Source organism: Bradyrhizobium elkanii USDA 76, from assembly GCF_023278185.1.
Classification (GTDB): domain Bacteria; phylum Pseudomonadota; class Alphaproteobacteria; order Rhizobiales; family Xanthobacteraceae; genus Bradyrhizobium; species Bradyrhizobium elkanii.
This window is the reverse complement of sequence record NZ_CP066356.1, coordinates 2803808-2829837: the sequence shown is the minus strand read 5'-3', so window position 1 is coordinate 2829837 and position 26030 is coordinate 2803808. Positions and strand designations below refer to the sequence as shown.

24 protein-coding genes are annotated in these 26030 nt (G+C 64.1%); 8 read left to right on the top strand and 16 right to left on the bottom strand.

Features of this window, described 5'->3' with window-relative positions; translation table 11 throughout:
* Window positions 1–58 precede the first annotated feature (58 nt).
* Window positions 59–1069: a polyprenyl synthetase family protein gene (locus JEY66_RS13480; protein WP_026193158.1), complete on the top strand. Its 1011-nt coding sequence runs from the start codon at window positions 59–61 to the stop codon at window positions 1067–1069.
* Window positions 1070–1243: 174 nt separating this feature from the next.
* Here the strand turns inward: JEY66_RS13480 and JEY66_RS13475 are convergent, their stop codons facing one another.
* Window positions 1244–2083, bottom strand: a complete 840-nt coding sequence (locus JEY66_RS13475; protein WP_018273062.1) for an AraC family transcriptional regulator — start codon at window positions 2081–2083, stop codon at window positions 1244–1246.
* 238 nt (window positions 2084–2321) lie between these two features.
* On the opposite strand from JEY66_RS13475, the gene JEY66_RS13470 reads away from it, so the two are divergent.
* Window positions 2322–3563: an ABC transporter substrate-binding protein gene (locus tag JEY66_RS13470; RefSeq protein ID WP_018273063.1), complete on the top strand. Its 1242-nt coding sequence runs from the start codon at window positions 2322–2324 to the stop codon at window positions 3561–3563.
* Window positions 3564–3786: 223 nt separating this feature from the next.
* Window positions 3787–4890, top strand: coding sequence for a mandelate racemase/muconate lactonizing enzyme family protein (locus tag JEY66_RS13465; protein ID WP_016848364.1), 1104 nt, complete (start codon window positions 3787–3789; stop codon window positions 4888–4890).
* Window positions 4891–5085: 195 nt separating this feature from the next.
* On the opposite strand, the gene JEY66_RS13460 is transcribed toward JEY66_RS13465, so the two are convergent.
* Entirely contained in the window at window positions 5086–5436 is a 351-nt protein-coding gene (locus JEY66_RS13460) for a hypothetical protein (protein WP_016848365.1), read from the bottom strand.
* 195 nt (window positions 5437–5631) lie between these two features.
* Here JEY66_RS13460 and JEY66_RS13455 point away from each other — a divergent pair, with 195 nt between their 5' ends.
* The gene (locus JEY66_RS13455; protein WP_016848366.1) at window positions 5632–5856 is read left to right on the top strand and encodes a hypothetical protein; all 225 of its coding nucleotides are present in this window, start codon (window positions 5632–5634) and stop codon (window positions 5854–5856) included.
* A 90-nt stretch (window positions 5857–5946) separates the two neighbouring features.
* Here JEY66_RS13455 and JEY66_RS13450 read toward each other — a convergent pair whose 3' ends face one another.
* The 3 genes from JEY66_RS13450 to JEY66_RS13440 all read right to left on the bottom strand — a co-directional run bounded on the left by JEY66_RS13450 (window position 5947) and on the right by JEY66_RS13440 (window position 7527).
* The gene (locus tag JEY66_RS13450) at window positions 5947–6084 is read right to left on the bottom strand and encodes a hypothetical protein (protein WP_016848367.1); all 138 of its coding nucleotides are present in this window, start codon (window positions 6082–6084) and stop codon (window positions 5947–5949) included.
* Window positions 6085–6114: 30 nt separating this feature from the next.
* Complete coding sequence (locus JEY66_RS13445) at window positions 6115–6549, bottom strand: cupin domain-containing protein (protein ID WP_016848368.1); 435 nt, start codon at window positions 6547–6549, stop codon at window positions 6115–6117.
* 321 nt (window positions 6550–6870) lie between these two features.
* On the bottom strand, window positions 6871–7527 hold the full coding sequence (locus JEY66_RS13440; RefSeq protein WP_016848369.1) for a glutathione S-transferase: 657 nt from the start codon (window positions 7525–7527) through the stop codon (window positions 6871–6873).
* 174 nt (window positions 7528–7701) lie between these two features.
* Here JEY66_RS13440 and JEY66_RS13435 point away from each other — a divergent pair, with 174 nt between their 5' ends.
* Together JEY66_RS13435 and JEY66_RS13430 are read left to right on the top strand one after the other, a co-directional pair.
* On the top strand, window positions 7702–8925 hold the full coding sequence (locus tag JEY66_RS13435; protein WP_016848370.1) for a polyhydroxyalkanoate depolymerase: 1224 nt from the start codon (window positions 7702–7704) through the stop codon (window positions 8923–8925).
* A 238-nt stretch (window positions 8926–9163) separates the two neighbouring features.
* The gene (locus JEY66_RS13430) at window positions 9164–9958 is read left to right on the top strand and encodes a substrate-binding domain-containing protein (RefSeq protein ID WP_016848371.1); all 795 of its coding nucleotides are present in this window, start codon (window positions 9164–9166) and stop codon (window positions 9956–9958) included.
* A gap of 153 nt (window positions 9959–10111) precedes the next feature.
* Here the strand turns inward: JEY66_RS13430 and JEY66_RS13425 are convergent, their stop codons facing one another.
* The 6 genes from JEY66_RS13425 to JEY66_RS13400 all read right to left on the bottom strand — a co-directional run bounded on the left by JEY66_RS13425 (window position 10112) and on the right by JEY66_RS13400 (window position 17545).
* Window positions 10112–11848: a bifunctional protein-serine/threonine kinase/phosphatase gene (locus JEY66_RS13425; RefSeq protein ID WP_016848372.1), complete on the bottom strand. Its 1737-nt coding sequence runs from the start codon at window positions 11846–11848 to the stop codon at window positions 10112–10114.
* 186 nt (window positions 11849–12034) lie between these two features.
* A complete protein-coding gene (locus tag JEY66_RS13420; protein ID WP_016848373.1) occupies window positions 12035–12853 on the bottom strand; it encodes a formate/nitrite transporter family protein in 819 nt (272 codons plus the stop codon).
* A 385-nt stretch (window positions 12854–13238) separates the two neighbouring features.
* On the bottom strand, window positions 13239–13985 hold the full coding sequence (locus JEY66_RS13415; protein WP_016848374.1) for a transporter substrate-binding domain-containing protein: 747 nt from the start codon (window positions 13983–13985) through the stop codon (window positions 13239–13241).
* A 157-nt stretch (window positions 13986–14142) separates the two neighbouring features.
* Window positions 14143–14568 (bottom strand): DUF4399 domain-containing protein, encoded by a 426-nt coding sequence (locus tag JEY66_RS13410; protein WP_016848375.1) that lies wholly within the window; start codon window positions 14566–14568, stop codon window positions 14143–14145.
* Window positions 14569–14605: 37 nt separating this feature from the next.
* Window positions 14606–16150: an SUMF1/EgtB/PvdO family nonheme iron enzyme gene (locus JEY66_RS13405; protein WP_018273065.1), complete on the bottom strand. Its 1545-nt coding sequence runs from the start codon at window positions 16148–16150 to the stop codon at window positions 14606–14608.
* Window positions 16151–16354: 204 nt separating this feature from the next.
* Entirely contained in the window at window positions 16355–17545 is a 1191-nt protein-coding gene (locus JEY66_RS13400; RefSeq protein ID WP_018273066.1) for an MFS transporter, read from the bottom strand.
* A gap of 74 nt (window positions 17546–17619) precedes the next feature.
* Between JEY66_RS13400 and JEY66_RS13395 the strand changes: the two genes are divergently transcribed.
* Together JEY66_RS13395 and JEY66_RS13390 are read left to right on the top strand one after the other, a co-directional pair.
* Window positions 17620–18420 (top strand): AraC family transcriptional regulator, encoded by an 801-nt coding sequence (locus JEY66_RS13395; protein ID WP_026193161.1) that lies wholly within the window; start codon window positions 17620–17622, stop codon window positions 18418–18420.
* Window positions 18421–18578: 158 nt separating this feature from the next.
* Complete coding sequence (locus JEY66_RS13390; RefSeq protein ID WP_018273068.1) at window positions 18579–19931, top strand: malonyl-CoA decarboxylase; 1353 nt, start codon at window positions 18579–18581, stop codon at window positions 19929–19931.
* A gap of 143 nt (window positions 19932–20074) precedes the next feature.
* Here JEY66_RS13390 and JEY66_RS13385 read toward each other — a convergent pair whose 3' ends face one another.
* The 5 genes from JEY66_RS13385 to JEY66_RS13365 all read right to left on the bottom strand — a co-directional run bounded on the left by JEY66_RS13385 (window position 20075) and on the right by JEY66_RS13365 (window position 26030).
* The gene (locus JEY66_RS13385) at window positions 20075–22441 is read right to left on the bottom strand and encodes a TonB-dependent receptor (protein WP_050999363.1); all 2367 of its coding nucleotides are present in this window, start codon (window positions 22439–22441) and stop codon (window positions 20075–20077) included.
* Window positions 22442–22741: 300 nt separating this feature from the next.
* Window positions 22742–23803 (bottom strand): hypothetical protein, encoded by a 1062-nt coding sequence (locus tag JEY66_RS13380; RefSeq protein ID WP_016848381.1) that lies wholly within the window; start codon window positions 23801–23803, stop codon window positions 22742–22744.
* Between the two features lie 180 nt (window positions 23804–23983).
* On the bottom strand, window positions 23984–25153 hold the full coding sequence (locus JEY66_RS13375; protein WP_018273071.1) for a mandelate racemase/muconate lactonizing enzyme family protein: 1170 nt from the start codon (window positions 25151–25153) through the stop codon (window positions 23984–23986).
* A gap of 137 nt (window positions 25154–25290) precedes the next feature.
* Window positions 25291–25557 (bottom strand): DUF3297 family protein, encoded by a 267-nt coding sequence (locus tag JEY66_RS13370; RefSeq protein WP_016848389.1) that lies wholly within the window; start codon window positions 25555–25557, stop codon window positions 25291–25293.
* Window positions 25554–26030: a glutathione peroxidase gene (locus tag JEY66_RS13365; protein ID WP_016848390.1), complete on the bottom strand. Its 477-nt coding sequence runs from the start codon at window positions 26028–26030 to the stop codon at window positions 25554–25556. Before JEY66_RS13365 ends, JEY66_RS13370 begins: the two co-directional genes overlap by 4 nt.

Genomic DNA, 26030 nt, shown 5'->3' with positions numbered 1-26030 from the left:
CGCAGTTTCTATTGTTATAGCTGAGCATAGTGCGTATTCGGCAAAATTGGAGACCAGCGTGGCGGTTATTGTACCCTTCGAAAGCCCGTCCAATGCTTCGATCGACGGGCTGGTGGGACTTGTCGCCGCCGACATGGAGCGCGTCAACGCGACGATCCTTTCGCGGACCGGCTCCGAGGTCACCATGATCCCCGAGGTCGCCAACCACCTGATCTCCTCCGGGGGCAAGCGGTTGCGCCCGATGCTGACGCTGGCGATGGCCCAGCTCGCCGACTATTCCGGCGACGGCCATATCAAGCTCGCCGCCGCGGTCGAGTTCATGCACACCGCGACCCTGCTGCATGACGACGTGGTCGACGAGAGCGAGTTGCGCCGCGGCAAATTGTCCGCGCGGATGCTGTGGGGCAACGAGGCCAGCGTGCTGGTCGGCGACTTCCTGCTCGGCCAGGCGTTCCGGATGATGGTCGAGGTCGGCTCGCTGCGCGCGCTCGACATCCTCTCCGCCGCCGCCGCCACCATCGCCGAGGGCGAGGTGATGCAGCTTGCCGCCGCCAAGAACACCGCGACCACCGAGGACGAATATCTCGCCGTGATCCGCGGCAAGACGGCGGAGCTGTTTGCCGCGGCCTGCGAGGTCGGCCCTGTGATCGCCAACCGTCCGAAGGCCGAGCAGACCGCGTGCCGCTCGGTCGGCATGAATCTCGGCATCGCCTTCCAGCTCGTCGACGACGTGCTCGACTATGGCGGCAAATCCGCAAAACTCGGCAAGAATGTCGGCGACGATTTCCGCGAGGGCAAGATCACGCTCCCGGTGGTGCTCGCCTTCCGCCGCGGCAACGACACCGAGCGCAAGTTCTGGATCCGCGCGCTGGAGCGCGGCGAGATCGGATCCGCCGACCTCGACCACGCCATCGGGCTGATGACCAAGCACCGCGCCCTCGAAGACACCATCAGCCGCGCCCAGCACTACGGCGCGATGGCCGTCGACGCGCTGGCGCTGTTCCCGCCCTCGCCGATGAAGACGGCGCTGGAAGAGGTCGTCGCGTTCTGCCTGGCGCGCTCGCATTGATCTTGGCACTCGCGAGCAACAGAGGCGATGTCGTCGCTGCGAAAGCAGGGACCCATACTTTGCGGCCGAAGTTGTGACGCGGACTCGTCGTTCCAACATCGCACAAGCAGCATCGGTGGTTATGGGTCCCTGCTTTCGCAGCGACGACACCAGGGTTTGCTGCACCGGCGCCCGCTACTCCTTCACCGGCACCCAGATCTCCAGCCCGCCATTGCCGGTGCTCGCGTCGAACTTCTCGTCGTAGCGCTCGAAGTTCGGCGCGTCCGCGACCTTCATGCCGGATTGCGGCAGCCAGCGATTCCAGATCGTGTTGACGGTGCGGCGGATGGTCGAGATGTGGTCGGCGTGGGTGAACACGACGTATTTCTGCTCGGGTATCCGGACGCGCGCGAACTCGCGCGGCAGGTCGGAGAAATCGCCGACCTCGACGCCGGCGATGTAGTCGAAATTGCCGGCATCGTCGCCGTTGCAGCAGACGCCATAGGCGATGTTGCCGACCTGACGGGGGATGTGCGCGCATTGCTGGTGGAAACTCTGCCACTGCTTCGGAATGCCGGCACCCCTGCCATTGTCGTGGTTGTAACGCTCGCCGATGCCGGCGACGAGGAACGCCTTTCCGGTGGCAATGCGCGGCGGATCGATGTGATCGAGAGCTGTCGAGATCATGGTGATCGGCTCCTGGAGATTGAGCGTCGTCAGGCACGTTGTCGCGCGCACCGTCTCGGGCGTGACGCCGAAATGGTCGCGAAACGCGCGGGTGAATGCTTCGTGGGAGCCGTAATCCGCATCCAGCGCGAGGCTGAGAATATCGGGCGCACCGGCCGCGAGCTCGCGCGCGGCTTCGCTGAGCCGGCGCGCCCGCACATAACGCATCACCGAGAACCCGGTCGCCTCCGCGAACGCCCGCACCAGATGGAAGCGCGAGACGCCCGCAATGGCGGCAATCTCGTCGAGCGTCAGCGGCGCGCCGAGATGGCTTTCGATGTACCAGAGCGCCTTCTGGGCTGGATTCATGGATCACGGCTTTCCTGCAAAGCTCGGCCATCATGCACGGCTGCCGCGCGCGGCATTTGACAGTCCTTGCTGCCCGGCGGCGAAACCGTGGTTCCGCTCCACGGAAATTTACCCGCAAAGCCGTCGCTGGCAACAATGTTGCAATCGTGCATACTCGCCGACGCATCGATCCGACGGCTCATCAAGCTGCCCGATAATCAAGACTGCAAGAGCCGCGGCCAGCATGTCAGGGAGGACAATGATGCACCACCAACGCTTGAGCTATGCCAACTGCGTCAAGTCCGCGGCGCTTGCGGGGCTTTTGACGATCGCCGTCGCAAGCGCAGCCAACGCGCAGAAGAAATACGATCCGGGCGCAACCGATGCCGAGATCAAGGTCGGCAACATCATGCCCTATTCCGGTCCGGCGTCCGCCTACGCCACGATCGGCAAGACCGAAGCCGCCTATTTCAACAAGCTCAACAGCGAAGGCGGCATCAACGGCCGCAAGGTCAACTTCATCTCCTACGACGACGCCTACTCGCCGCCGAAGATGGTCGAGCAGGCCCGCAAGCTGGTCGAGAGCGACGAGGTGCTCCTGATCTTCAATCCGCTGGGCACGCCGGGCAATACCGCGATCCAGAAATACATGAACGCCAAGAAGGTGCCGCAGCTGTTCGTCTCCACCGGCGCGGCCAAGTGGAACGATCCGAAGAACTTCCCGTGGACCATGGGCTGGCAGCCGAGCTACCAGGTCGAAGCGCGCATCTATGCCAAGTACATTCTGCAGAATTATCCGGGCAAGACCATCGGCGTGCTTTATCAGAACGACGATTTCGGCAAGGACTATCTGATCGGCCTCCACGACGGGCTCGGCGACCAGGCCAAGAAGCTGATTGTCGTCGAATCCTCCTACGAGACCTCGTCACCGACGGTGGATTCGCAGATCGTGCAGATCAAGGGCGCCAACCCCGACATCTTCGTCAACATTGCAACGCCGAAATTCGCGGCGCAGGCGATCAAGAAAGCCGCCGAGCTCGACTGGCATCCGGTGCAGTTCCTGACCAACGTCTCCGGCTCGATCGGCGGCGTGATGAAGCCGGCCGGCTATGAAGCGAGCCAGGGCGTGCTGTCCACGGCGTATCTCAAGGATCCCAAGGATACCGAGTGGAAGAACGATCCGGCGATGACCGAGTGGCGCGCCTTCATGACCAAGTGGTATCCCGAAGGCGACCTCGACGACGCCGCGACCGTATTCGGCTATGGTGTCGCCAAGGGGCTCGAGCAGGTGCTGCGGCAATGCGGCGACAATCTTACCCGCGAGAACCTGATGAAGCAGGCGGCCAGCCTCAACTTCGAGATCGGCATCTATCTGCCCGGCACCAAGATCAAGACCGGGCCGGACGACTATGCGCCGATCGAGCAGCTGCAGATGATGCGCTTCAAGGGCGAGAGCTGGGAGCGGTTCGGCCCCATCATGAGCGGCGAGAAGAGCAGTTGAGGGCTTTCCTCCACAACTTTGCGGTTCGTGATGCCCGGCCGCGCGCCGGGCATCCACGTCTTCGACATGATTCACGAGCAAGATTTGTCGCAAGCAAGACTCGTTACAAGCAAGATTTGCGATGGCCGGAACCCAGACCAGCCGAAGCGACGTCGTTCTTCAGGCTCAAGTGTCCGGCCACCACGAATTCCAGGCACATCCTGCGATCGGAAGGACAACAACAATGAAAATCACCGACGTCCGCGCCCACCATATCCGCATTCCCTTTGACGCCGGGCCCGCGAGCTTCCGCCAGGGAGCCTCCGCGATCTCGGCGCTCGACATGGTGCTGGTCGAGGTTTCGACCGATGCCGGCTTCACCGGCTGGGGCGACGCCTTCGCCTATGTCTGCCCGAAGACGAGTTGCACGGCGGTGGCCGAGATGATCGCGCCGCAGGCCCGCGGCCTCGAGGTGCCTGACGCCGCCAGCATCCCCGCCGCGATGGAGCAGATCCAGCGCAACCTGCATCTGTTCGGCCGCTACGGCATCACGATGTTTGCGATCTCGGCGCTCGACATCGCGCTGTGGGATCTCGCCGGCAAGGTGAAGGGCGTACCGCTGCATCAACTGATCGGCGGCGCGAAGCGGAGCACGATCCCGGCCTATGCGAGCCTGATGCGGATCGGCAATCCGGCGCATATCGCCGCCGAATGCAAGAAGGCGATCAAGCTGGGCTATTCCGCGATCAAGCTGCACGAGACCACCGTGCCTGCGGTGGCCGCCGCGCGCGAGGCGATCGGCCCCGGCGTGCCGCTGATGGTCGACATGAACTGCCCGCTGGACGGACCCGCGGCGATCCAGTTCGCGCGCGACTGCAAGCAGGCCGCGCCGCTGTTCCTGGAGGAGCCGGTCTGGCCGCCGGAGGATTTTGCGACACTCGCCGAGGTGCGCAGAGAAGGCCGGCTCGATATCGCGGCCGGCGAGAACGCCTGCACCGTGCATCAATTCCGCCAGATGATGACCGCGGGCGCGGTCAGTCACGCGCAGCCCTCGGTGATCAAGGTCGGCGGCATCACCGAATTCCTGAGAGTGGCCGTCCTCGCCGACGAGTTCGGCGTCCAGGTGATTCCGCACTCGCCCTATTTCGGGCCGGGCTTCCTTGCCACGCTGCATCTGATGGCGATCCGCGACGCGGGGCTGATCGAGGTGTTCTTCATGAAGCGTCCCGCCTGCCTGTGGGGCGACCGCATCGACGTCGACGCCAACGGCCATGTCGCCGTGCCGCAGGGCCCCGGCCTCGGCTACGAGCCGGATCGCAACGTGATGGAGCAGTATCGGGTGGCGTGAGTCGAGCCGCGCCGCGAAGGCAGTGCACCCCCTCTCCCGCTTGCGTTGGGCAATCGCATCTGGGAGCTTGAGGCGATCGATGTTCGCGCAAACTCATGCCCGGGCTTGTCCCGGGCATGACGGTGCGGAAAAATCATATGCGATTGCCCTGCCCCGCAAGCGGGAGAGGCGAGACAATTCGCAGATCGACCTTTGCTACTTCGTCCCGTCCTTCGCGGCGGGCGCGGCATCCTTCGCCGGCGGCGCGTCGGCCTTCTTCTTCATATCCTCGGTCAGCTTGACCTGCTCGGCCCGCAGATCGGTGACGAGCTTCTGCAAGCTCGCGATCTGTCGGTTGGCGGCGTCGAGCTTCTGCTGATGATCCGATGTGAGCTTGTTGATCGTCTTCTGCAGGAAATCGACATTGCTCTGCAGACAGCTCGTGCGCCGCTCCATGGTTTTCTCGACGGTGCAGATCTCGATGCCGGGAACGTCCTGCGCATGCGCGGTTGCGGCGACGCCGAGTGCAAGCGGCGCCAGCAAGGCGAGAACAAAACGAGCGGTCATCGGCGTCTCCAGGCAAGTGCGTCATTCACAGTTTTGTGCTCGCGACGCTGAAAGCAAGGCAGACATACCACACTGAAACCGCATTCGAGCGGTGTGCTTCACCCATTACGGGGACTACTCGTGGGGACGGGGGCCTTCGGAACTTGTTTGGTTCGATCCCTTTTGGCTCGACCTTGGGCAGTGGAGACAGATCGCATGGCAACGCGCGAAAAACGGTTGGCGCAATTCGATGGCAATGGCGAACCTGCGCCGGAACAGCGCGTGGAAGTGCTTTGTGAGGATCATAGCGGAACGTATCAGCTGCCGTTCGCCTGCCGCTTCGTCAACGGCCAGTGGCGCAATGACACCACCGGCGGCGCGCTGGAAGCCAACGTCATCGCCTGGCGGATGCCGCGCGAGAAGCAGGCGGGCATCGCCTGAGGCCGGCATCGGCGCGCGCTGTCTCAAAACGCGACGCGCGCGCGCCGTGTCTTAAGATTTGGAACGCGGGTGGAACGAACCGCGTCCGAATCATTGATCGAGCAGCGTACTGCGTTGTTCACGGCTAGATGTGGTCATCAGCCCGAGGCTGCGCACCACATACAGAAGCATGACGATCGGCCGCAGCCAGCGGCCGATAACAAAGGTTAACTCCTCCGCAGACGACATCGCGATCCCTCCTCTCTGTCCCCCTGACGATCATTTCCAAGGCGTGATCGGCGGCACCGTTTCGGTCGCCGGAGGCACATCCACGGTCTTGAAATCGGCGGGGCTGACGATCTCGAGGTATTCCATGTCCTTCGAGTAATCGAACAGGTAGTGGGTGATGCCGGGACGCTGATGGATGACGTCGCCGGCCTCGACCAGCGTCTCCTTGTCCTCGTACATGAAGCGCGCCCAGCCCTTGGTCATGATGACGATCTGAAAATCGCACAGATGCTTGTGCCAGCCGGTGCCCTGCTCCGGCGGCATGTCGGGATTGGCCTTGACCAGATGGCAGATCACCTGCCCGCTGGTGGCATCGGCGATGCCAAGATCGCGATACAGGAAGAAGTCGCGCAGACCTCCGCCCTTGAACTCGGTGTCACCGGGTTTGACGTGGGAGAATTTGCTGACGACGGCGTGCTGGTTCATTTCAAGCCTCCACGGTTCTCGTGTTCGCGAGATCGCGGCGCGGCTCAGCGTCCAAATTTTCGGCAGCGTCGCATCGTCGCGGTCACAGCTCGGTCATTGCCATGCGAAATCCTTGCCAGCCGGGTTGGGCTGCGGCGAACCGTCTCGCCCTGCGCTGATATCGCCGCGGAAGCATTTGGAGCGAGGCGCGAATTTGCGCCTCAGTGGCTGTCGCGCGCGTTCGTCGCGCATGGCCGGAGCCCGGTGCCGACGGCACGTCCATTGAGCAAGGCTTGCCTCGTGCTTGAGCCGCCGATGCAGGCAGGCCGGGCCGGGCGCTGCCTAATATTCGACCTCGAGCTCCTCGACGTCGGCCGGCTCCGCCTTCGCGGCCTCGATCCATTCCTGCATCTCGGGCATCGTCATGATGGTGCTGGCATACACCGCAAGCGCAGGCTCGAGCTTGACGTCATAGGTCATGAAGCGGGTCACGACCGGCGCATACATCGCGTCCGCCATGGTGCGGCGTTCGCCGAACAGGAACGGACCGCCCGACGTGCCGAGGCAATCGCGCCAGATGGTGCAGACGCGATCGATGTCGGCCTGCGCCCGCGACCAGATCTTGAAGCCGGGGAAATGGCCCTTGAGATTGACCGGCAGCGACGACCGCAGCGTGGTGAAGCCGGAATGGATTTCGCCCGAGATCGAACGGCAATGCGCGCGCCGGATCCGGTCTTCCGGCAACAACCCGGCATGCGGCATGAGCTCGTTGAGATACTCGCCGATCGCCAGCGTGTCCCAGACCGTCGCACCGTCGTGGCGCAGGCACGGCACCAGGATCGAGGACGACAGCAGCAGTAGCTCGGCGCGGGCGGACGGGTCGTCGGGCGCGGTGACCACCTCCTCGAACTCGAGCCCGGCGAACTTGGCCAGCAGCCAGCCGCGCAGCGACCAGGAGGAGTAATTCTTGCTGCTGATGGTGAGTGTCGCTTTCGCCATATCGGTCCCTCACGCCTGAACGCGTCCTCAGCTCCCGGACATCGCGCGCCGGTTCAGCCGCCGCGCACCCGGCGCCATCGGTTTTTGCAGCAAGCCACGTGCCAATTTGCCGGGCGGCCAGCCCCGCCTCTGGCGTCGATATTGCATGGCAAGCCCGGCCACGGGTGGATGCGTATGATGTCAATGCTGTACCAGGCCTATCAGAACCATATGGACCTCACGGCGCCGTGGCGGACCGGCGCCGCCGCGGCATTGCGTTATCTCAATCTGGTGCCGCGCGGCGCGTCGGACCGGACGTTCGGCCGGCTCGCGGCCGCGCTCGAGCTGATCTCGCGCTCCAGCCTGAGCTATGCCCGCCCCGACTACGGCATCGGCAGCGTGACCGTCGGCAACAGGGAATTGGAGGTGACCGAGGAGGTCGCCTATGCCACGCCGTTCGGCTCGCTGCTGCATTTCAGGAAGGTGGACGGCCCGGAGCAGCCGCGGCTGTTGCTGGTGGCGCCGATGTCCGGGCATTTTGCCACGCTGCTGCGCGGCACCGTGAAGACGCTGCTGCAGGACCACGACGTCTACATCACCGACTGGCACAACCCGCGCGACATCCCGCGCAGCAAGGGCCGGTTCGGGCTCGAGGACTACACCGACCATCTGATCGACTTTCTCGGCCAGCTCGGCCCGCGCGCGCATATGGTGGCGATCTGCCAGCCCTCGGTGTCGGCGCTGGCCGCCGCCGCGATCATGTCGGAAGACAATCATCCGGCGCGGCCGGCCTCGCTGACCTTGATGGCCGGGCCGATCGACACCAGGATCCAGCCGACCAAGGTGAACGAATTCGCCAAGAGCAAGCCGATCAAATGGTTCGAGGACAATCTGATCAACTACGTGCCGATGCAGTGCAAGGGTGCGTTGCGTCAGGTCTATCCCGGCTTCGTGCAGCTCACGGCGTTCGTGTCTATGAACCTGGAGCGGCACATCAAGCAGCATATCGATCTCGCCGACCATCTCGCCAAGGGCGAGACCGCCAAGGCCGAGGTGATCAAGACCTTCTACGACGAATATTTCGCGGTCATGGACCTGCCGGCGGAGTTTTACATCGAGACGGTGCGCGATGTGTTCCAGGAGCATCTGTTGCCACAGGGCATGCTGATGCATCGCGGCCGCCCGGTGAACCCGGCGGCAATCCGGCGCATGGGGTTGATGACGGTGGAAGGCGAGAAGGACGACATCTGCTCGATCGGCCAGACGCTCGCCGCGCAAGACCTCTGCACCGGGGTCCGCACCTATCGCAAGGTGCATCACATGCAGGCCGGCGTCGGCCATTACGGCGTGTTTTCCGGCAAGCGCTGGAGCAACGAGATCTACCCGCTGCTGCGCGATTTCGTGCATGTGAATTCGTGAGAGATTCCCCGTAGCCCGGATGAAGCGAAGCTCAATCCGGGAAGGTGTTTCCGCGGAGAAGCCGGTCCCGGATTTCGCTCCGCTTCATCCGGGCTACGAAGTCTCGCCTTCCGACACTGCTCCATCTGCATCGTTGCGCACCTCGCAAAGACGCTGCGGCTAGCCACGCATCCCCTCAAGCAGTAGTCTCCCCGGCCACGACGACCCGCTTCCGAAGAATCGTCCAGGGAGAAACTCCATGCGAGCCGCCACCGCCTTCCGTGCCCTCACGCTCGCCGTCATCGGCGCCCTCGCCTTCACCTCAGCCATATCCGCCGCCGAAGTCCATGTCATGATCTCGGGCGGGCTGACAGCAGCCTACAAGGCGCTGGTGCCGGAGTTCGAGCGCAAGACCGGGCACAAGGTGGTGACCGCCTTCGGGCCGTCGATGGGCACCACGACCAATGCCATTCCGGTACGGCTGGAGCGCGGCGAGCCGGCCGACGTGCTGATCATGGTCGGCTATGCGCTCGGCGATCTCATCAAGCAGGGCAAGATGGTGGCTGATAGCCGCGTCGACCTCGTGAAGTCGCCGATCGGGATCGCGGTGAAATCCGGCGCGGCGAAGCCGGACATCGGCTCGGCCGCCAGCGTCAAGCAGGCGCTGCTGGCGGCGAAATCGGTCGCCTATTCCGACAGCGCCAGCGGCGTCTATGTCTCGACCGAGATGTTCGCAAAGCTCGGCATCGCCGATCAGATGAAGGACAAGGCGCGGATGATCCCGGCGACCCCGGTCGGCGAGATCGTGGCCAAGGGCGAGGCCGAGATCGGCCTGCAGCAGATCTCCGAGCTGAAGCCGGTGACCGGGATCGACATCGTCGGCCCATTGCCGGAGCCGTTGCAGAAGATCACGGTGTTTTCCGCCGGGATCGCGACGGTTTCTAAGGAGCGTGATGCCGGCAAGGCGCTGATCAGCTTCCTCGCCTCATCAGATGCGCGCGACGCGCTGGTCAGGAGCGGGCTCGATCCGATCGCCGCCGGCGCGACGCATTAGCGAGGCATCGCCAACTCTATCTCCGTCATCCTGAGGAGCGCGTAGCGCGTCTCGAAGGATGCACGGCGCGGCTGGTGGCCGTCGCCCCTTCGAGACGCGCGCAAGAGCGCGCTCCTCAGGGTGACGGGCACAGGCCGGCGGATTTGGTTTTCCCTACCGCAAATGATGCGCGCCGTAGGCGAGCAGCAGTACCACGACCAGCGCCAGCAGCAGCGTGGTCGACTTCCAGAACAGCACCGGGTTGCGCTCGATCAGCGGGGTCGATGACGTCGTCAGATATTTCGCGTTGGGATTGCGCAGGTCGAACAAGAACTCCGAAAAGCTCTCGTAGCGCTTGAGCGGATTGGCGTGCACGGCCCGCTCCAGCGCGCCGTCGACCCAGGTCGGGACGTCGCGACCGCCATGCGCGGCCGGTCGGTAGACCAGCCGGTTGAAATCGGATCGCGTCCGTGCGCGCGCGATCTGCGCGCCATAGGGCAAGCGCCCCGTCAGCATCTGGTAGGTAACGACGCCGAGCGAGAACAGATCGGAGCGCGCGGTGCCGCCCTCGCCCAAAAAACACTCCGGTGCGGTGTATTGCTGGGTGCCCAGAATATCCTCGACGCCCGCCGGCACCGCCTCGGCGACACCCGAGATCCGCGTCGAGCCGAAATCGATGATCTTCACCGTGCCGGTCCTGTCGATCATGATGTTGTCGGGCCTGACGTCCTGATGCAGCATCTCCTTGCGGTGGAAGGCGCGCAGCCCTTTTGCAATTTGCTCGGTGATGTCGCGCACCGTCTCCAGCGCCGGTGCGGGATTGTCCGTGATCCACTGCGTCAGGGTCTGACCGTCGATATATTCCATCGTGACGTAGAGGAAGTTGCGCTTGCGCTGCGGCAGAAACGGCTTCAGCACATGCGGGCTGTCGATCCGCCGAGCGACCCACTCCTCCATCACAAAGCGCTTCAGATAGGCCGGATCGTCGCGCAGGTCGATCGAGGGGATCTTGATCGCGACCGTGGTGGCGCTGTCCTCGTCGACAGCGAGATAGATGTGGCTGCGGTGCGACGCGTGCAGCTCGCGCACGATGCGATAGCCGTCGAACAGCATCCGCGCCTCGAGCAGCGGCGGCAGCGGCAATTCGGTCGGCTGGCCGAACACCTCGCTGGCATCGCCGTCGGGCAATTCGTCGATCCGGACGATCTGCACGGTGAGATTGTCCGGGCTGCCGTTCTCATAGGCCTGCTCGACGATCGACTTCGCGGCAACATCGAGATCGGCGGCGCCGTCTTTGATGGTCTTCGCCAGCTGCCGCGCCGGGACATGCTCGTAGATCCCGTCGGTCACCAGCAGGAAGACGTCGCCGCGCTCCAGCGGGAGAGCCTGGTAGTCGATCTCGAGCTGCGGGTTCACGCCGAGCGCGCGGCCGAGATAGCTCTGCTGCGAGGAGATCACGACGCGGTGGTCGTTGGTCAGTTGTTCGAGGCTGTTGCCGGCGACGCGGTAGATTCTCGAGTCGCCGACATGGAACAGATGCGCGGTGTTCGACCGGACGACCAGGGCGCTCAGCGTGCAGACGTAACCCTTGTCCTTGTCGTAGGGATTCTGGCTGCGCCTTGTCTGCGCGTGCAGCCAGGAATTGGTCGCCTCCAGCACGCGCTGCGCCGAGCTCTTCACCGACCAGGATTCCGAGGTGCAGTAATAGTCGATCAGGAAGCTCTTGACCGCGGACTCGGCGGCGACCCGGCCGACGCTGCTCGAGGAGATGCCGTCGGCGAGCACCACGGCGATCCCCTTCAGGCCGAGCAGCGGCTCGTCGGGGATCAAGACGCCGTGGAAGTCCTGATTGGCGTCCTTGCGGCCCTGATCAGAGAATTGTCCGACCGATATTTTCAGCGCGCGCGGCATCGACCGTCCCAAAGCGAATGGGGCCCTCCACGACAGGAGAGCCCAACCAAAGCGCGATGAGATTATGTTGAATCGTCATCGCGCTTTGGCTTCTTGTCTGAGCATGATCTCCGCGCAAACGCTGCGCGTTTGTCGCGAGGGAAAACCGCTTCACACTTTTCCGGATCATGCTCTAGCCGGCCAGGATCAAGCCGCGAGGCGCTGGCGCTTCGGCGCCGTCTTCACATGCGTCGTGTAGAGCGTGAGCCCGGTGAAGGCGAGGCCGCCGGCGAGGTTGCCCAGCACGGTCGGGATCTCGTTCCAGATCAGGTAATCCATGATCGAAAACTTCGCATGCAGCATCAGTCCCGACGGGAACAGGAACATGTTCACCACCGAATGCTCGAATACCATGTAGAAGAACACCAGGATCGGCATCCACATCGCGATCACCTTGCCGGGCACCGTGGTGGAGATCATGGCGCCGACGACGCCGGTCGAGACCATCCAGTTGCAGAGCATGCCGCGGATGAACAGCGTGGCCATGCCCGCCGCGCCATGCGCCGCGTAGCCCAGCGTCCGCCCCTCACCGATGTTGCCGATGGTCATGCCGACCTTGTCGGGCTCCTGCGTGAAGCCGAACGTCGTCACGAACGCCATCATGAACGCGACCGTGAGCGCGCCGGCGAAATTGCCGATGAAGACGAGAGCCCAGTTGCGCAGCACGCCGCCGAGCGTGACGCCGGGACGCTTGTCGAGCAGCGCAAGCGGCGAGAGCACGAACACGCCGGTCAGTAGATCGAAGCCCAGCAGATAGAGCATGACGAAACCGACCGGAAACAGCAATGCTCCGACAAGCGGCTGACCCGTATTGACGTTGATCGTCACGGCGAACCAGGCCGCCAGCGCGAGGATCGCGCCCGCCATATAGGCGCGGATCACGGTGTCGCGCGTCGACATGAAGATCTTGGATTCGCCGGCATCCACCATCTTGGTGACGAATTCGGACGGAGCGAGATAGGCCATTCGTAAAATCCCCTTGCGCAATTCGGCCGCGCCGGTTGCCTGCCGGAAGCGACGCGGGTTGGTTGAAATGCTCGTCCGGGGAAATGGGGCTGCAACGATTGCACGAGACGCCCGGGCCGGGCGCCTTGATCCCCTCGCCTCGGCCAGCACTGGCCTCCGCAATCCGGAGAACGGCAGTCGTCATTGACTGGTGCAATCACAAGCAATGCATATGCCAACCGGAGACGCTGGCATCATGCCTGAAATTCGTTTTAATACAATGAGTTAGACAGCCAGCACAGGAACCGCGCGGCGCGATGGCGCGGAATTATGCAGCATGCCCAGATGTCGCCCAGAGGATGCGCCGCCCCTCCATGACGGAGAAAGAGTCGATACGCGCGCTACTTCACTTCACCTCGGTGCGGACCGGCGAGCCCTTCAGCCCGTTGTTGTCATAGGCCTTGCGCAACGTGCCGTTGGCGACCGCCTCGGTCATGAACCCGGTGGCAAAGGCCGCGGCGAGCGGATGGTTGAGCGGCACCGCGACCGCGGTGACGGTCTGCTTGAAGGTCTCGTCCAGCACGTGCGTGCCCGGGATCTTCTTCGCCATCGCATTGAGCTGATCGCGCGACAATGCGAAGGCGTCGATCTCGCCGCTCTTCAGCAGATTGAATATCTCGTCATAGGTCTGATAGCCCGTGACCTTGGCGTGCTTGAGATGGGCGATCGCGCCGCGCATCGTGGTGGTGGCATTGACGGCGGCGACCTTGACGCCGTCCTGGTCGAGTGTGGCGAAATTCGTGATCGTCGAGCCGGGCTTGACGATATAGGTGGCGTCGGCAACCTCATAGATCGGCCCGAACGTCATCTTGGTCTCGCGCTCGGGATCCTTGGGCAAGAAGGTGATGTCCCAGGTGTTCTTGGCCGCCGCGTCGGTGATCTGGCCGGAATTCTGATGCACGACATATTCGACCGGGATGCCGAGTTGCGCTGCCATCTCGCGGCCGAGATCGACGGGAACGCCCGCATAGCCGTTCTCGGTCTTGGTCGACCAGAACGCGCCGCCAGCCGGGCTGATCGCGATCGCGACCCGGAGCTTTCCGGTCGGCGCGATCTGATCCTTCAAGGCGTCGGCATCCGCTGATGTGGCCATGACAATCACTCCCAGAACGAGGCCAGCCAGACGCAGCAGTCGAGACGACATCGGACGTCCTCCACGCCGAATCTCGCTGTCCGGCAGGCGCGCAACAAACCGCACGGCGCGGCCTTGTGCAAGCGCCGGTTCTCGCAAGGGAGCTATCCGTATCAGCCTATCTGACCCGGATGGTGATCTTTTCGGAGACGACCGGCGGGCTGAATGGATAGTGCTTGGCGTCGCCCAGCACCAGCTGCAGGGTGTGCTTGCCGGGCGCCAGATCGAGCTGCGTCTCGGTCTGGCCCGCACCGAAGTGCAGATGAGACTTGTCCGACGGAATCGGCTCATTCGGGTTCAACGGCTCATTCACGTCGATCAGAAGATGGTGATGGCCGCTGTTCGGGTAGTCGTCGCCGGCATGGGTGACGCCCATGTTGCGCAACCCAAAGCGGCACCAGAACGGGCTCTTGAGCTTGGCGCCGTCACGCGGCCAGATGAAATACAGCTTGGTGTCCTTGCCGGCCGGCTTGTTCTGCGCGACGGCCGGGGCGGCGAACAGCGTCAGTGCCGCAGCGAGCATGATCAAGCCTGCAGTTTTCATAGCCCCTCCATGAAGCCCGGCGATCAGGGATGACCGCTCAGGGAGACAGCGCGACCCGGAAACCGTGGGTCGGATAACGAACATTGGTGTCGTAATTATCGCGATTGGCCGGACGCACATAGCGTGCGTCATTCTTCCACGAGCCGGAGCGGATCACATGCGAGGCGCAGTCGCCGGCGGACCAGACCACACCGTCGGTCGGCGCGCCCTGGTAATTCCTGTGCCAGCAATCCTCGACCCACTGATCGACCCCGCCGCCCATGTCGTAGAGGCCGAACGGATTCGGCTTGTAGCTGCCGACCTTGACCGGCTGCTCGGCCGCACTGTCGCCGCCGCAATCCTTGCACCCGGCGTGACCCGATTGCATCTGGTCGCCCCACCAGTACTTCGATTGCGTCCCGCCGCGCGCCGCATATTCCCACTCGGCTTCGCTCGGAAGCCGGTAGGGCTTCTTGGTGCGCTCGGCGAGCCAGGTCACATATTGCTTCGCATCGCTCCAGCTCACATTGGTGACCGGAACGTCGTCCTTGCCGCTGGCCGTGAAGCCACAGGCTTTGGCCGCCGCGCAGGCATTCCATTCGCGGATCGTCACCGGATATTTGCCCATGGCAAACGGCTTGACCGTTACCCGGCGGATCGGCCGCTCGGAAGGATCGTCATTGCTTCCCATCGAGAAGCTGCCAGCTTGAAGCAAGACCAGTTCGGGTTCCGGCAGGTCCGGGGTGGGGCTCGCGGAGGGCGCGGGTTGAGGCGACGCTTGCTGCGTCGGTGCCGCCGGGGTCGGACTTGCGGTTTGCGTCGGAGCCGGGCTTGGTGCCGGCGGCTGGACGGCAGGCGATGCCGTCGGTGACGGAGGCGCCTGTGCCACGTCGGCCGGCTTGCCGCGCGGTTGGGCGAGCAGATACCACAGCACGCCACCCGCGATGATCGCGATCGCCAATCCGAGCAGCGTGAGCAGAATGGACTCGCGGCGCCTGCGTGTCCTCTGATACGCGGCGGCGTCCGGCAGCACGCGATAAACCCGGACCGGATCGGTGATATTCTTGACCTTGCGGTCGCCGAGCGATTCGTATCCGCAGACCATCTTGTGCTTGATCTGCTCGTAGATGCCGCCGGAGATGAAGACTTCACCCGGCGCTGCGATCCCTTCCAGGCGCGAAGCCACGTTGACGCCGTCGCCATAGATATCATCGGCCTCGATGATGACGTCGCCGAGGTTGACGCCGATCCGGTACTCGATCCAGCGATCTCTCGCGATCGCCGCGTTGCGGCCGATCATGTTCTGCTGAATCACGATGCTGCACCGTACGGCTTCGACCGGACTGTCGAATATCGCGATAAAGCCATCGCCGGTGGTCTTGACCAGCTTGCCATGGTGCTCGGCAATGGTGGGCTCGATCAGATCGCGCTCGGCCCGCTTGACGCGGGTATGCGTACCCTCTTCATCGAGTTGCATCAGCCGGCTGTAGCCGGCGATATCGCCGACAACGATCGCCGCCAGGCGCCGCGGCATCGAAGTGCCGGGCGGCTGTGTATTGTCGGACTGTGACCGGCCTGACTTGAAGTCGCGAATTTCGCCCATGGCGCTCTGGCTGCTCCACAATCACGTGTTCGCGGCGCAATCGGCGCCTTCGTCCCCGAGGCCCGCTTGAACTTACCACACCTTCGGGTTGGAACAAAGTTGGCGAACCGTGACCAGGTCACGGTTTGCCGGCGATGCCCAAGCGGCGCACCGCAGGTCGGCGCACGCATTGCCTCAACGGCAGATAGCGCAAAACGCCCCGTGTCAGCCCGCCTGCGTCGCTGGCGTCCGGATCTCGCGCGGCAGGATGATCGCGGCCGCGATCGCCAGCAGGCAGAGTGCCGCGAACGCGCGCAGCATCATCGAGAAGCCGCCCTGGTCGTACAGCCAGGCCACCAGGCCGACGGAAGCGCCGGCCGCGGTGAAGCCGACGAAATAGCGCACCGCATAGGCGCGCGAGCGCCATTCCTCGGTGGTGTACTTGCCGACCATGGCATCGTTCACCGTGACCTGGCCGAACGCGCCCATCACGATGCCGATCGAGACCACGATCAGCGGCAGGTTGGACAGGCTCGCCGCCAGATAAAGGAACGGCGCCAGCAGGAACGACAGCGGCAGCGCCACCGTCTTCAGCGAATATCTGTCGAGCAGCTTGCCGATGGTGTACTGCGTCATCGCGCCGAACACATAGACCCCGGCCGCGATCACGCCGAGCAGCGCCGGGCTCCTGGTCAGATCGGCGAGCCGTTCGGCGAACAGCTTCGGCAGCGCCACCGTCACCGCGTTGAAGGTGGTGGAGATCGCGATCACCACGATCAGCAGCGACAGCACCACCCGCCACATGTCCTCCTTGGCGACCCGCACCTGGGCTGCGGCCTGCCTGGAGCCCTTGCGGTCCTCATGCACCACCGTCATCGCAAAGACGATGCCGATCAGCACGGTGACCGTGCCGGGCACGATGAACGCCCAGCGCCAGCCGAGATACTGGCCGATCACGCCGGTGACCAGCGCCGAGGAGGCGACGCCGAGATTGCCCCAGACGCCGTTGATCCCCATCTGGGCGCCGAGCTTCTCGGCATAGGAGACGATCATCGCGGTGCCGACCGGATGATAGATCGAGGCGAAGATGCCGATCGCCAGCAGCGCGGCGCCGAGCTGCAGCGGCGTCTGCACGAAGCCGACCGAGATCATCGACAGGCCGATGCCGACGAAGAAGATCACCATCATGTGGCGGCGGCTCCAGCGGTCGCCGAGCCAGCCCGTGACCAGCGAGCCGGCGCCGAAGGCGATGAAGCCCGGGGTCGCATAGGGCAGCAGTTCCGAATAGGCCATGCCGAGCGCCGGGCCCATGATGATGACGGCGGCCGCGAAAATCAGCATCGCGTAGTGATCGATGAAATGGGCCGCGTTGACGAAGGTGATCACCCGGCTGGGACTGTTGCTTGGACCGTTCATCGGCACGTCTCTCACGCGATTCTTCAATTGCTCGAAAATAGGTTATAGGTGCTTGTCCTGACGGGATGTCGCCAATGACTATCGCTGAGCCGCCAATAAGAGCCCTCCACCAGGACCGGCGCGTCACCGGGGACGGCGTGCATCTGGTGGCGCGCAGCTACCGCAAGGGCGTCCGGCTCGACCCGCACATGCACCGCGAGGCACAGCTGGTCTATGCCGCCAGCGGCACCATGCAGGTGACGACGCCCAAGGGGCGCTGGCTGGTGCCGCCGGACCGCGCGGTGTGGGTCCCTGCCCTGCTCCCGCACGCGATCGACGTGCTCGCCGACATCGAGATGCGCACGCTGTATTTCGACCAGGCCTGGCTTGCGCGCGAAAAGCGCAGCGACAGCCTCGACCACGAATTCGTGGTGCGGGTGTCACCGCTGGTGCACCAGGCGATCCTGGCACTGTTCGACGCCTCATGCGGACGCGAGCGCACCGCTCTGTTGATCCGCCTCGTGATGCTGGAGCTGCACCAGGCCGAGGATTCCGCGACCTTCATCCCGCTGCCGCAGGAGCCGCGCTGCCGCCGCGCCGCCGACATCGTGCTGGCCGATCCGACGAAGGACCACGACATCGATGCACTGGCGCGCACGGTCGGCACCTCGGCGCGGACGCTGTCGCGGCTGTTCTCGGCGGAGACGCAGCTCTCGTTCAAGAGCTGGTGCCAGCGCGCTCGCATCGCGGCCGCCATCGAGCGCCTGTCGAGCACCGCGAACGTTTCGGTCAAGCAAGTCGCCTCCGACCTCGGCTATGCCAGCGTGCCGGCATTTTCCCACGCATTCCGCCAGGTTACCGGCAGGACACCGACCGCGTTCGCGGAGAAAACGTGAACGGGATTTGCCACCGGGCGCAGCGACGACGAATTATACCGCTGTCGCGCTGCGACATATTTCCGTACGATCCATGCGCTTGATTGCAGTGCTCCCGACCTTAAATCCCGTGTAAGGTCCGGCTTCACTGGATACGACCTGCTGGATACGACCTGCTCATGGCCAATGCCTTCTTCTCCGATCTGCTCTCGACGATTTCCGAACGCGGCCGCGTCCTGCTCGGCCGCGCCAGCCCGGCCAACGACAAGCAGGATGCTTCCGAACTGCTGGAATTGTGCGAGGCGCTGCTGTCCGGCCGGGGCGAAGCCTCCGGCACCGCGATGGCACGCGAAGTGCTCGACCGCTACCACCACCTCGATGCCGCCGGGCGGCTGTCGTTCTTCCAGACGCTGGCCCGCGATTTCGGCCCCGATCGCGCCAAGCTGGCGCAGGCGATCGAAAGCTGGCGCGCCAAAGCCAATGGCGACGACGCCAGCGACCTGCATTTCGCCTCCGAGCCGCGCCGCCAGGAATTGATCCGCCGGCTCAACCGCGCGCCGGGCGGCACCGGCGAGCTGGTGTCGATCCGCTCGGATCTGCTTTCACTGATGAAGGGCAACAAGGACCTTGCCGCGCTCGATCGCGACGTGGTGCATCTGCTCTCGTCCTGGTTCAACAGGGGATTCCTCGTGCTGCGCAGGATAGACTGGTCGTCTCCGGCCAATATTCTGGAGAAGATCATCCGTTATGAGGCCGTGCACGAGATCCGCGATTGGGACGATCTGCGCCGCCGCATCGATCCGATCGATCGCCGCTGCTACGCCTTCTTCCATCCGGCGCTGGCCGACGAGCCGCTGATCTTCGTCGAGGTCGCACTGACCGAAACCATCCCGGGCGCAATCGCGCCGCTGCTTGCGGAAGAGCGCGAGCCGGTTCCGGTCGAGCGCGCCCGCACTGCGGTGTTCTATTCGATCTCCAATACCCAGCGCGGCCTTGGCGGCATCTCCTTCGGCAGCTTCCTGATCAAGCAGGTGGTCGAGGAGCTGCGCCGCGAATTGCCGAAGCTCGACAACTTCGTGACGTTGTCGCCGGTGCCGGGCTTCATGCAGTGGGTTAAGCAGGCCGACGACGTGCCGCTCACCGATGAGGACCGCCAGCTGCTGGAAAGCCTCGGCAAGCCCGACTGGTTGGAGAACGCCGAGCTCGCCACCCAGCTGCGCGCCGTGCTGGAGCCGCTTGCCGCCTACTATTTCCTGAAGGCGCGCACGCCGAAGGGACGACTGATCGATTCAGTCGCGCGCTTCCATCTCGGCAACGGCGCACGGCTGGAGCGGATCAACTGGCTCGGCGACCTCTCGCCCAAGGGCCTGCGCGAATCCGCAGGCATCATGGTCAACTACCTCTATCGCCTCGACGACATCGAGAAGAACCACGAAGCCTACGCCAACAACGGCGAGGTGATCGCCTCGAGCGCGGTGAAGAAGCTGTTGAAGGGCGAAGGCCGGCGGCTGCTGGACATGCGGTTGGGGTAGGCAAGCCGAACTCCATCCCCGTCATTGCGAGCGCACCTCTCTATCGTTGTCATGGCCGGGCTTGTCCCGGCCATCCACGTCTTTCTTGTAGGCCGCGGCAAAGACGTGGATGCCCGGGACAAGCCCGGGCATGACGGTGAAAGCTAGAACCTCGCCCTTGCCATCAGCCGCACCGTGCGCCCCTGTCCCGGCGAGATGTTGTTGTTGCCGTCGGCCGACGCCCAATAGCCCTTGTCGAAGATGTTCTCGACGTTGAGTTGGGCGCTCCAGGTCTCGTCGATCTTGGCGTAGACCGCGGCATCGAAGCGCACGAAGCCCGGCAGCCGCACCGTGTCGTCGGACGAGGCGAAGGAATCGCCGAAATAGATCACGCCGAGCGCGGCCGCCCACGTCGGCGTGAACTGATACTTGTTCCACCAGGCAAACTGATTGTACGGCACCAGCTGGACGCGGTTGCCGGGCACGACGGTCGTCGAGGTCGCACCGGTGATCTTCGCGTCGGTGTAAGCATAGGCCAGCGACGACTGCCATTGCTCGGTGACATAGCCGGTCAGGCTTGCCTCGACGCCTCGCGTGAGCGTGCTGCCGGAGGGGAAGAAGAAGCCGGGATTGTTGCCGTCGGCGATCGGCTGGTTGGTGCGGTTCAGATTGTAGACCGCGGTCGAGAAGAGCAGCTTCGGATTGATGTTCCACTTCATGCCGAGCTCGACATTCTCGAAGCGCTGCGGCTGCAGGATCAGGGTGCCGTCGTTCAGCGCGCTGAACTGGTCGCCCGAGGCCGGCAGGAAGGAGATGCTGTAGGCAGTGTAGACCGACATCGAATCGATCGGCTTGATGATCAGGGCGCCCTGCGGCGACACCAGATTGTCGACGCGATTGCGATTGATGTTGGTGTTCATGTCGGTGGCCGACATGTCGTAGCGATCGAACCGCGCGCCGGCGATGATCTGCACGGCGCGCGAAATCTCGATGGTGTCCCTGAGATAGCCGGACTGGATGTTCAGCGCGTAGCGGCTGTTCGAATCGGGCGTGGTGACGCCGTCGCTGTTGGTGCCGGTGAAATGGTGAAGAAACGTCACCGGGCCGAAATAGGTCGGCGCGAACGGGTTCTGCACGATGGTGTTGGTGCCGTTCGGAAACACGCCGGTGTTGCGGATGTCGACGCCGGTCTGCCGGCCGAACTCGGTGCCGAAGCCCACCGTGTGAAACAGCGGCCCGGTCCAGGTCTTGTAGGTGAAATCGGTCTGGTTGAAGACATTGTCGCGGTTCGTCGTGTGCTGATAGGCGCCGAGATTGACCGCGGTGTCGGCTGGATTGACCGCGCCCGCGAGCGGGCCGCCGGTCGGATAGACGTTCTGATAGAACTTCTGGTAGTCGGCGGCGATGGTGCCGTTGCGCACCGTCACCCCGTTCTCGAAATCGTGCTCGATGATGGCCATGCCGGTCTGCACCGTCGCCTGCGCGGTGTTCAGGCTGGGGCTGCCGAAGAAGGTCGACAAGTCGCCGCTCGGCGCGAACGGCGTCGTCGGGTTGAAACGGGTCGCGCCACCCGGCAGCCCCTGCGAGGGATTGCCGCGATCGGCGGTGCGCTCGTCTTGGAAATATTCGTAGCTCAGTTTGATTTTGGTGTTGTCGTCGGGCTTCAGCGTCACCGTTGGATTGATGCCGTAGCGCTCCAGGTGATTGAAATCGCGGAAGGCATCGGCGCCTTCGTAGAACACGTTGAGCCTTGCTGCGACGTTGTCGTTGATCGCCTGTCCGGCATCGAGGCTGACGCGGCGATCGCCCCACGAGCCGGCCTGCGCCGTCGCCTCGTAGACACGGTTGCCGTCGGCCTCCTTCAGCGTGCGGTTGAGCAGGCCGCCGCCGGCGCCGCGGCCGAAGGTCAGCGCGCTCGGCCCCTTCAGCACCTCGATGCTCTGGGCGTTGTACATGTCGCGGAAATACTGCACGTCGTCACGAAAGCCGTTGACGAAGAAGTTGGCGCTGGAATCGACGCCGCGGATCACGAGCTCGTCGCGATTGCCCTCGCCCTGGTGCACGGCAACGCCGGGGACATAGCGGGTGACGTCGGTGAGGCCCTGGTAGTTCTGGTCGCGGATCTGCTCCCGTGTGATCACGTTGAGCGATTGCGGGATGTTGACGATGGCGGTGTTGGTCCTGGTCGCAACTGACGTACTGTTGGTGAAATAGCCTGAAGTGCCCGTGCGCGCGTCCTGCGATTCCGCGAAGGGTTTTGCCGCTGCCGCGGGCGCGATCCGCCGTGCCGTCTGGGTGCGGCGGCCTCGTGCCACGGCGGTGTTGTGCGACGTTGATGGCGCGCTGCGGCGACGTCGCGTGGCCGGCGGCGTGACGGTCACCGGCGGCAGCGACGAGGCGCCGGCCTGCGCCGACTGCGCCTGTGCGGCAGATGTTGCGAGCGGAACGCCCAGCGCGAGATAGCTCGCCGTAAGCAGCGACAGCTTCGCAAGCAAGGCAATGCGACGATGGGCTTGTGTTCTTGATGTCATGACGTCGTCCCCAAGCAACTCTCGCCTTCGCTGAAGGCGATGCGCCGTCCTCTAGTGAGGTGAGGCGCTGTGCGTCCAGACGACGGGCGCGAGAAAATTTTTGCGTGACGACGGAATAAAATCGCGACGAATGGACGCGGATACACCTCGCGGCGAGCGCAGGGTTGGAAAAGTCAAGGATGCGAATGGTTTCTGTCGGCTTCCGGATTGGCGTCTGGAAACGAAGAGCGGCGCTTGCGCGCCGCACTTCTTGTAGCGATTCCAGATTGTAGCGGTTCTAAAACGATCGGGACGTCGCGGTCACGCGGGTGCGGACCGCGGCCGCAACCCCGCCGGCAGATGCGCGTCGATCCAGCCGGTGATCGCACGCTCGTTGCGATGGTAGAGCAGGCCTGCGGCGATCACGGCAATGCCGATCAGCGACAGCGAGAACGGAAACCACAGCGAGTCCTTGAACACGACGTCGGCGAGATGGCCGAGATAGAGGCAGATACCGAACGCGCCGAACACCGCATAGGCGCGCCGCGACAGGATCACAGCGATCGCGATCAGGCCGACATTGAGCAGGCAGTAGACCGCTTTGCCCAGTTCGGTCGCGCCTTCGGACGCGGTGATTCCGCCCCAGAACGCCATCAGGCCGAACAGATGCAGCCAGAACGCAAAGTCGCCGTTGCGGCTGCGATAGTCCACGATCCACGCCACCGCGAGCACGGCCAGCCCGAACCAGATCGACACCCTGCGGCGCATCTCGAAATCGGCGTGAGCCATGCCGCTGAACCACGGCGCCAGGTCCATCGACATGAACCACAGCGCGACCGAGATGATCGCAACGATGAACGCGAAGCGGTAGTAATGCAGCGCGACGATGCCGGCGGCGACGGTCGCAATCTCCATGAATATCCAACTGCCCTTCACCCAGACGTAGAAGTCCTGCACGGTTCCCGGCTTGCCGAACTTGCCCCACCAGCCAAGCTCGTCCTGGATGCCGTAGACCGCGAGCGGCGCCATCGAGACCGCGATCGCGATCAGCAGGCCGCCAGGAACCCGCAGATTCTTCCGGTGCCAAAGATGGTGTCCTGCGAAGGTGAAACCGGTGGCGTAGGCCATCGCACAGATCGTCAGCGCCCGGCCGCCCATCTGGGTGAAGGCCAGGGTCGAGAACAGGCCCATGGCGCCGATCACAATGAGCGCGCCGGCGAACCAGAGCACATGCGCTGCATCGAACTTGGCGGCGGGACTTGCATCGCCCGCCGGACCCTGCCCCCCGCTGCTCGCCAGGAACGTGAGCAACCGTTCCAGATCAGCCGGGCTGATCACCCCGGCATCGGCGGCTTCCCGGAGATCCTTCGCTGAATATGGCATGAGCACTCCTCGCCGCCGGTTCCGCGCCTGCTCCCGATCATCCGGGAGAAAGACGCTCTGTTCTCATGAGTATATCCAGAAATGAGCAACGTTCAATAATTTCTTGAGCGTCGCTCACAAAATTTTGCAAGCGAACTCAAGCCCGCCCCGCACCGAGGGGATCGCGGTCGCTGGCCGGACTTAGTCCGCCAGCGCCTTCATCTCCTTGTAGAGATCCGACTTGCCCTCGAAGCCGATGCCGGGAAGGTCGGGCATCACGATGTGGCCACCCTCGACGCGCACGCCGTCCGGGAAGCCGCCATAGGGCTGGAACAGGTCGGGGTAGCTCTCATTGCCGCCGAGGCCGAGGCCGGCCGCGATGTTCAGCGACATCTGGTGGCCGCCATGCGGGATGCAGCGGCTCGGCGACCAGCCGTGGGTCTTCAGCACCTCGAGCGTCCGCTGATACTCGCAGAGCCCGTAGGACAGCGCGCAATCGAATTGCAGCCAGTCGCGGTCCGGCCGCATGCCGCCGTAGCGGATCAGGTTCCGCGCATCCTGGTGGCTGAACAGGTTCTCGCCGGTCGCCATCGCACCCGGATAGAACTCGGCCAGCGCGGCCTGCAGCGCGTAGTCGAGCGGATCGCCGGCCTCCTCGTACCAGAACAGCGGGTACTCGCGCAGCATCTTGGCGTAGGCGATCGCGGTCTCCAGATCGAAGCGGCCGTTGGCGTCGACCGCAAGCTGCGCCGCGCTGCCGATCTCCTTCAGCACCGCCTCGATGCGCTCGCGGTCCTCGGCGAGCGGCGCGCCGCCGATCTTCATCTTCACGACGTTGTAGCCGCGGTCGAGATAGCCGCGCATCTCCTTGCGCAGCGCGCCGAGATCCTTGCCAGGATAGTAATAGCCGCCGGCCGCATAGACGAAGACGCGCGGATTGGCTGATAGCCCGTGGCGCTCGGCGAGCAGCCGGAACAGCGGCTTGCCCGCGATCTTCGCCACCGCGTCCCACACGGCCATGTCGATGGTGCCGACCGCGACCGAGCGCTCGCCATGGCCGCCCGGCTTCTCGTTCGACATCAGCGTCGACCAGACCTTGTCCGGATCGAGATTGCCGCCATCGGCATCGAGCAGCGATTTCGGATCGGCTTCCTTGAGGCGCGGCGCAAAGCGCTCACGGATCAGACCGCCCTGCCCGTAGCGGCCGTTGGAATTGAAGCCGTAGCCGACCACCCGCTTGCCGTCGCGCACCACGTCGGTGACCACGGCCACCAGGCTCGAGGTCATCTTGGTGAAGTCGATATAGGCGTTGCGGATCGGCGAGGAGATCGGTTTTGTGACCTCGCGGACGTCGACGATGCGGGCGGACATGGTGTTTTGGTCCTTGATGTTCGTCATGGCCGGGCTTGTCCCGGCCATCCACGTCTTACTTCTGTTGTACCGTCAAGACGTGGATGCCCGGGACAAGCCCGGGCATGACGGTGTTTGATGCGTGAAGTGCGCCCGAGTCAGGACTTCGCCTTATCCCGGAAATACGGCTCGACCGGCCCGTGCACCTTGATGGTGAGCGGATTGCCGTAACGGTCCTTGGCGTTGCCCGCGGTGACGCGGACCCAGCCTTCGCTGATGCAGTACTCCTCGACATTGGTCTTCTCGGCACCCTTGAATCGGATGCCGACATCGCGGGCGAGAATATCCGCATTGTAGTACGGGCTGTTCGGATCGACCGAGAGGCGGTCGGGGAATTGGTCGTTGGTGTCGTTGTCGTCGCTCATAGCAGCGCCTCGATTTCCTTCCTCAATCCTTCGGGCCGGGCGGTCGGCGCATGCCGCGCCACGACCTTGCCGACGCGGTCGACCAGGAACTTGGTGAAGTTCCATTTGATCGCGGGCCCAAGCAGGCCCGACTTCTCACGTTTCAGGTGTTCGTACAATGGATGCGCGCCGCTGCCATTGACGTCGATCTTGGCGAACATTGGAAACGTCACGGCGTAGTTGGTCTCGCAGAACGCGGCGATCTGCTTCGCATCGCCCGGCTCCTGCGCGCCGAACTGGTTGCAGGGAAAGCCGAGCACGGCAAAGCCGCGCGCCGAGAGGCCGGCGTGCAGCTCCTGCAGGCCCTTGTATTGCGGCGTGAACCCGCAGGCGCTCGCGGTGTTCACGATCAGCAGCACCCGGCCCTCGAACTGCCGCAGCGGCATGTCCTCGCCGGCGAGCGATTTTGCGGTGAAATCGTAGACCGTCGCCAT

Coding starts and splice junctions, on each gene's coding strand:
- JEY66_RS13385 (WP_050999363.1), bottom strand. CDS start 22,441: ATGACATCAAGAACACAAGCCCATCGTCGCATTGCCTTGCTTGCGAAG.
- JEY66_RS13445 (WP_016848368.1), bottom strand. CDS start 6,549: ATGAACCAGCACGCCGTCGTCAGCAAATTCTCCCACGTCAAACCCGGT.
- JEY66_RS13465 (WP_016848364.1), top strand. CDS start 3,787: ATGAAAATCACCGACGTCCGCGCCCACCATATCCGCATTCCCTTTGAC.
- JEY66_RS13435 (WP_016848370.1), top strand. CDS start 7,702: ATGATGTCAATGCTGTACCAGGCCTATCAGAACCATATGGACCTCACG.
- JEY66_RS13410 (WP_016848375.1), bottom strand. CDS start 14,568: ATGAAAACTGCAGGCTTGATCATGCTCGCTGCGGCACTGACGCTGTTC.
- JEY66_RS13375 (WP_018273071.1), bottom strand. CDS start 25,153: ATGTCCGCCCGCATCGTCGACGTCCGCGAGGTCACAAAACCGATCTCC.
- JEY66_RS13380 (WP_016848381.1), bottom strand. CDS start 23,803: ATGCCATATTCAGCGAAGGATCTCCGGGAAGCCGCCGATGCCGGGGTG.
- JEY66_RS13370 (WP_016848389.1), bottom strand. CDS start 25,557: ATGAGCGACGACAACGACACCAACGACCAATTCCCCGACCGCCTCTCG.
- JEY66_RS13450 (WP_016848367.1), bottom strand. CDS start 6,084: ATGTCGTCTGCGGAGGAGTTAACCTTTGTTATCGGCCGCTGGCTGCGG.
- JEY66_RS13365 (WP_016848390.1), bottom strand. CDS start 26,030: ATGGCGACGGTCTACGATTTCACCGCAAAATCGCTCGCCGGCGAGGAC.
- JEY66_RS13390 (WP_018273068.1), top strand. CDS start 18,579: ATGGCCAATGCCTTCTTCTCCGATCTGCTCTCGACGATTTCCGAACGC.
- JEY66_RS13415 (WP_016848374.1), bottom strand. CDS start 13,985: ATGGCCACATCAGCGGATGCCGACGCCTTGAAGGATCAGATCGCGCCG.
- JEY66_RS13400 (WP_018273066.1), bottom strand. CDS start 17,545: ATGAACGGTCCAAGCAACAGTCCCAGCCGGGTGATCACCTTCGTCAAC.
- JEY66_RS13470 (WP_018273063.1), top strand. CDS start 2,322: ATGATGCACCACCAACGCTTGAGCTATGCCAACTGCGTCAAGTCCGCG.
- JEY66_RS13475 (WP_018273062.1), bottom strand. CDS start 2,083: ATGAATCCAGCCCAGAAGGCGCTCTGGTACATCGAAAGCCATCTCGGC.
- JEY66_RS13395 (WP_026193161.1), top strand. CDS start 17,620: ATGACTATCGCTGAGCCGCCAATAAGAGCCCTCCACCAGGACCGGCGC.
- JEY66_RS13405 (WP_018273065.1), bottom strand. CDS start 16,150: ATGGGCGAAATTCGCGACTTCAAGTCAGGCCGGTCACAGTCCGACAAT.
- JEY66_RS13420 (WP_016848373.1), bottom strand. CDS start 12,853: ATGGCCTATCTCGCTCCGTCCGAATTCGTCACCAAGATGGTGGATGCC.
- JEY66_RS13430 (WP_016848371.1), top strand. CDS start 9,164: ATGCGAGCCGCCACCGCCTTCCGTGCCCTCACGCTCGCCGTCATCGGC.
- JEY66_RS13460 (WP_016848365.1), bottom strand. CDS start 5,436: ATGACCGCTCGTTTTGTTCTCGCCTTGCTGGCGCCGCTTGCACTCGGC.
- JEY66_RS13440 (WP_016848369.1), bottom strand. CDS start 7,527: ATGGCGAAAGCGACACTCACCATCAGCAGCAAGAATTACTCCTCCTGG.
- JEY66_RS13425 (WP_016848372.1), bottom strand. CDS start 11,848: ATGCCGCGCGCGCTGAAAATATCGGTCGGACAATTCTCTGATCAGGGC.
- JEY66_RS13455 (WP_016848366.1), top strand. CDS start 5,632: ATGGCAACGCGCGAAAAACGGTTGGCGCAATTCGATGGCAATGGCGAA.